The sequence below is a fragment of the Haloferula sp. genome (assembly GCF_049672945.1).
Lineage (GTDB): Bacteria > Verrucomicrobiota > Verrucomicrobiia > Verrucomicrobiales > Akkermansiaceae > Haloferula.
Map to the genome: position 1 here is coordinate 1 of NZ_JBATWY010000048.1, position 4,041 is coordinate 4,041.

Annotated in this window: 4 protein-coding genes; 3 read left to right on the forward strand and 1 reads right to left on the reverse strand. The window is 58.6% G+C overall.

What is annotated here, in order from left to right; all coding sequences use genetic code 11:
* The 3 genes from WBG04_RS04010 to WBG04_RS04020 all read left to right on the forward strand — a co-directional run.
* Positions 1 to 748, forward strand: a 748-nt coding sequence (locus WBG04_RS04010) for an outer membrane lipoprotein-sorting protein (RefSeq protein ID WP_424313089.1), incomplete at its 5' end; no start/stop codon positions are given.
* A 107-nt stretch (positions 749 to 855) separates the two neighbouring features.
* Positions 856 to 1,713, forward strand: coding sequence for a carboxylating nicotinate-nucleotide diphosphorylase (nadC, locus tag WBG04_RS04015; protein ID WP_424313090.1), 858 nt, complete (start codon positions 856 to 858; stop codon positions 1,711 to 1,713).
* Positions 1,706 to 2,434 (forward strand): biotin--[acetyl-CoA-carboxylase] ligase, encoded by a 729-nt coding sequence (locus WBG04_RS04020; protein ID WP_424313091.1) that lies wholly within the window; start codon positions 1,706 to 1,708, stop codon positions 2,432 to 2,434. The genes nadC and WBG04_RS04020 overlap by 8 nt, the downstream gene beginning before the upstream one ends.
* A gap of 172 nt (positions 2,435 to 2,606) precedes the next feature.
* Here the strand turns inward: WBG04_RS04020 and WBG04_RS04025 are convergent, their stop codons facing one another.
* Positions 2,607 to 3,986 carry a transposase gene (locus WBG04_RS04025; RefSeq protein WP_424313092.1) on the reverse strand — a complete coding sequence of 460 codons (1,380 nt, stop codon included), beginning with the start codon at positions 3,984 to 3,986 and terminating at the stop codon, positions 2,607 to 2,609.
* Between the last annotated feature and the right edge of the window lie 55 nt (positions 3,987 to 4,041).

A 4,041-nucleotide genomic window follows, 5' to 3' on the forward strand; every position in this document is an offset into this window, starting at 1 on the left:
TGGCACAAGTCCCTTGCACGTCGGATGGGCGAGGAGGATACTCCCGACAAGCATGAACCGGTTTTTGATTTCTCTTAGTGTGCTGATGGCACTTTGTTTGCCCGCAGCCGCCCAGACTGCCGAGCAGATCATGGAGCGTGCCCGCATCGGGGCGACACTACAGAGCACGGATTTACACGGAAACATTCGGAAAGATCGGACCAAGACGCCGGTAGCCCTGTTTCTGAGAAATCAGGATATCCAGTTCACCACCGGGGCGGGCAAGCAGCGCTTTCACATGCGTCTCGGGGACGGGAAGCACCAGCTTTTCGAGATGGATGACAAGGGTCGACAGGGTGCTTTCCCCAAGGACAAGTTGTCTCAGGGGATCGCGGGTTCTGATCTGACCTACGAAGACCTTTCGCTGCGCTTTTTTTACTGGCCGAATCCTCAGTTGGAGGGAGAGGAGCGGGTCGATATCCACAATTGCTGGAAGATCCGGCTGAACAATCCGGGGAAGTCCGGAGATTACGCGGCCATGTATGTCTGGATTCACCAGAAGTATGGAGCCTTCATGAAAATCGAGGGCTTTGATCAGCAGGGAAACAAGCTCAAGCAGTTCACCGTCGAGAAAGTGATGAAGCTGCCGGATGGAGGCACCACCGTGAAGACCGTGAAAGTGGCCTCTTACAAAGGAGATCGAGTTACGGGGATCAGCTACCTGGAGTTCGATAAGCCGAAAAAGGTCGCTCCCCAAGGCCTGAGGTAAAGGGCGGGTGGCAGGGAGATGTTTCTCGCTTGGCTTCGGGGCTCGCGGGAAACGATTCAGAGAGTTCCACTTGCCGCCGACCGGACCTGCTGGATAGGATTCACGTCGTGGAAGAAGCTGTCTCGCGTCTGATAGATGCCGCTCTCGAAGAAGATATCGGAGCGGGTGATCTCACTTCGGAATATTTCGTTCCCGCCGGGCGGATGGTTCGCGGCTTCATCGTCGCACGGGAAGAGGGTTGCCTCTCCGGCGTGGATATTGCGCGTGAGGTGTTTCTCCGGGTGGACCCTGAAATCGAAGTTCAAGTCATGGTCGCCGATGGATCGAGGGTGGCCAAGGGGGCCCACGTCCTTTCGGTCCAGGGTCCGGCGCGTGGGGTTCTGACCGCTGAGCGGACCGCTCTCAATTTTCTACAACGTCTCTCCGGCGTCGCCACGGCGACTCAGCGCTTCGTTTCTGAAATCCATGATTTCTCGGCGCGCATTCTCGACACTCGCAAGACGACACCGGGATGGCGCTTGCTCGAGAAGCAGGCCGTGGTCCATGGAGGGGGAACCAATCATCGTATGGGACTCTATGACCGGGCGATGGTGAAGGACAATCATCTGGTGGCAGAGCACGCCCCGGAAGAGCTGCAAGCGGCGATTCGGCGTTTGAAGTCGGAGCACCCGGGCGTGCAGGTGGAACTTGAGGCGGACCGACTGGACCAGGTTGAGGAGTTTCTCAAGATGGAAGGGGTCGATCACATCCTGTTAGACAACATGTCACTGATGGATCTTCAGGAGGCCGTGTCGATGAGAGCGGATCGCTTGACGCCGCGCTTCGAGGCGAGTGGTGGTGTCAACCTTGATACGGTCAAGGGGATCGCGGCAACCGGTGTGGATTTCATCTCGGTCGGGGCGATCACTCATTCGGCGGTGGCCTTGGACCTGGCTCTTGACTTCGTGCCGATCGAAGATGAGTGATTGGCAGGATGTGATGTTGCCGCCGGGTTGGCGATTGGTGGTGCTTGAGGAGACGGGTTCAACGAATGACGAGGTGCGTCTGCGTTGCCAGGACGAAGCGGGTTTGGTGGTCCTCGCCGAGAAGCAGACTGCTGGACGGGGTCGGCGGGGTGCCGCCTGGCTTTCGATTGAAGGGGAAAGTCTTACCTTTTCCGTTTTGCTTCGTCCATCCGAGCCCAAGGCGATTTGGCCGCGCTTGTCACTGGCAGCGGGCATGGCCGTTGCCGACGCCTTGGGCCGCTATGGGATCGAGGCCGAAATCAAGTGGCCGAATGACCTGCTCATCGGGGGGAAAAAGATCTCAGGCATCCTTGTGGAAGCCGGCGCGGATTATGTTGTTGTCGGGATCGGATTGAACCTTGGCACCCTGCAGTTTCCCGAAGGATTGGAAGCGACATCAATGGCCATGGAGTCCGGTCGGTCGGTGCAAGGCGCGGAAGTCCTGAGTTTCATTTTGACGGCGCTGGACGGCTGGTCGCGTGAAATCGGAGGGGGATTTCCCGATCTCTTGAAACGGGTGAGGGAGCGCTGCGCACTGAGCGGTCGCCAAGTGAGATTGATCAGTGGCAACCGAGTGGTCGAAGGTCAGGTCGTCCAGATCGGCAACTCCGGCGAGTTAATCGTGAACACGCCTGATGGACCGAAGAGCTTTCTGCAGGCTCATGAAGTACGACCGATCTAGCAGTCTGTCGGACTTGAGTTCAGCGGTGGTGTCGCGCGGCGGGGTTTGAATGGGTTTGGGGATCATTCCGAGCGACCTCTTGGCGGCTCGTCCTGGCGTATCCTGCTCTTCTTGGGTCGGGCTGGGCCTGCCTGCCACTTCATGTCGCCCGAGGATGGGCCCTAGGACCCTCTCAGGCCGATCTGAGCCGCACTCCCAGGTTGAAGAGACGCTTCAGGTTGTAGCTGGTGCTCACCAGCGTCCATTCCAGGTTCACTTTCTCCAGGCCGCGCAGCATGAAACGGCGGAAGCCCATCACTTCCTTGATGATCCCGAACACCGGCTCGACGGTCTGTTTGCGCAAGCCGTAGAGTTCTTTGCCGACCTTCGAAGCAAGCCGATACTCCATGATTTCCGCCATCGGCGCGTCGGACGGTGGCACTGGCGGATCGGCGTGTTCCTCCAGATCTTCAATGCGACGTCCGTGCGGGTGGCGCTTCATCGCCGCATATACGGTCGGTCCCGCTCCTTTGTTTTCCACGGCGCACACCGCTTTCTCGCTGTAGTAGCCACTGTCGGCCAAGGCATTGGAGATCTCTCCCGCCGCCGGACTGATACAGTCCATCGCGGGCTCTAACTGTTGCTTGTCGTTGGGCGCTTGGCATACGTACTGACCCACTACCAGCATGGTGTCGACTTCCACGGCTGCCTGGACATTGAAGCACTGCTCGAAACTTCCACCGTCTTTCATGATCCGACTCTCGGGGTCGGTAAAGTTATACTGGTCCGCAGGCCGTGGCCCCTCTTGCGGAGGCTCGGGCTTTTTCCCTCCGCTCTTGCGGCCAGTCTCTTTTTCCTTGGCTTCGCGGGCGGCGAGCTTCGCCTCGTATTGGGCCTGTTCTTCGTCGAATCGTTGCTGGGCCCGCTGCTCCATGACTTTCTTGGCTTCCTTGAGTTTGACGATGCGATCCTCGCGACGCTTGATTTCTCCCGGCACGCTCAATCCGTCTTGAAGCGGGGTTCTGTCGGCGTCTTCCGCCTTGGCTAAGAGCTCCTCGATCTGCTCTTCGGCGAGCTTGAGTTGTTTTTCCACATGGTCATGGCTCATGGCGCTGTGCTTGCTGGCGTTGGCGAGGATCTTGCTGCCGTCCACTGACACGGTGAGGTCGCCTACTTTGAAAACCTGCGCTCCAGCCGCGAGTTCCAGAACCTGATGGAAGCACGAACTCAGCAGCTCTTTGTTCTCGCGCCGGAATTTGCAAATCGAGTCGTGATCCGGGTGGGTGTCTGCACTCAGGTAGCGCACGGCCACGTTTTCGTAGGTGAGGGTCTCGATGCGCCGACTCGAAAAGGTGCCCGTTGCGTAGCAATAGATCAGCAGACCGAGCATCATCGAGGGTGGGTACTGGGCCGAGCCGGTGCCCCGGTCGTTGACCCGAGCTGCGCTGAGATCCAGCGTGTCCACCGCATCCATGATGAAGTGGACCATGTGATCGGGCCCCACCCAATCCCGAAGGTCGGGAGGCAACAACATGGGCGAATCGTGGTCGATATTGACGAACTTGGCTGCCATGCCCCGAGCATAGCAGCCGCTATCCAATTCGTCACTGGTCTAAGTCCGACAGACT